This is a genomic window from Streptomyces sp. XY431 (genome assembly GCF_001279805.1).
GTDB lineage: Bacteria > Actinomycetota > Actinomycetes > Streptomycetales > Streptomycetaceae > Kitasatospora > Kitasatospora purpeofusca.
Window position 1 is genome coordinate 1 of sequence record NZ_LGDO01000270.1, and the last position, 1,098, is coordinate 1,098.

Consider the following 1,098-nt stretch of genomic DNA (forward strand, 5'->3'; position numbering starts at 1 on the left):
AGGATCGGGGACACCCCGGCCGACCCCCTGAACCCGCCCCCCACCCCCCTGGCCGTCTGCGTGGGCGAGTCGATGGCCGTGCTCCTCCCCGACCGCGCGGGCCCGCTGGAGTCCGTGGAGAACTTCCGGCTCTCCGTCGGCGGCGCCGAGTCCAATGTGGCCGGCGCCCTGACCGCCCTGGGCGTGCCGAGCGCCTGGATCAGCCGGGTCGGTGACGACGGCTTCGGCCGCCGCCTCCTCGGCGAACTGACCGCCCGCGGGGTGGACGTCTCCGCCGTCGCGGTCGACCCGCACCGCCCGACCGGCGTCTACCTCAAGGAGGTCGGCGGCACCACCGGCGACCGCCACGACCTCGGCCCGGGGCGGAGCCGGCTGCACTACCACCGGCGCGGTTCGGCGGCGGCCGCCCTCTCCCCCGGGCTGCTGGACGACCCGACGGCCGCCCGGCTGCTGGCCGGGGCCCGGCTGCTCCACCTGTCCGGCATCACCGCCGCGCTCTCCGACGACTGCCTCGCCCTGCTCCGCGCGCTGCTGGCGGAGCGCCGCCCCGGCCGACTGGTCAGCTTCGACCTCAACTGGCGTCCGGCGCTCTGGCGCGACCGTGACCTCTCGGTGCTGCCGCCCCTGCTGGACGCGGCCGACCTGCTCCTGCTCGGCGCCGACGAGGCCGAGGCCGCCTTCGGCACCGGGGAGCCGCACGCCCTGCGCCGCCTCTTCCCGTCGCCGGCCACCGTCGTGGTCAAGGACGAGGCCCGACTGGTCACCGCGATCGGGCGGGACGGCACGACCGTCGCCGAACCGGCCCTGACGGTCGAGGTGGTCGAGGCCACCGGTGCGGGCGACGCCTTCGCCGCCGGCTACCTGGCCGGCACCGTGCGCGGCCTCGACCAGCGGCGCCGCCTGCGACTGGGCCATCTGAGCGCGGCCTGCGCGCTGACCACCCACGCGGACCAGGCCGAGCTGCCGCCCGACTCGGTAATCGGCGCCCTGCTCGACGCCTCGCCCGAGGCCTGGGCCGCCACCCGGGTGTCGGCGGATGGCATCGTGTCCCCTGCGCTCCCCTCGGCGCCCACCAGCACATACGCCTCCCCCACCGAC

At 77.1% G+C, this 1,098-nt stretch carries 1 protein-coding gene; it reads left to right on the top strand.

The genetic code is table 11. From position 1 onward, the window contains the following. Window positions 1–3: 3 nt before the first annotated feature. On the top strand, window positions 4–1,098 hold a 1,095-nt coding region (locus tag ADK60_RS23435), incomplete at its 3' end, for a sugar kinase (protein ID WP_286185300.1).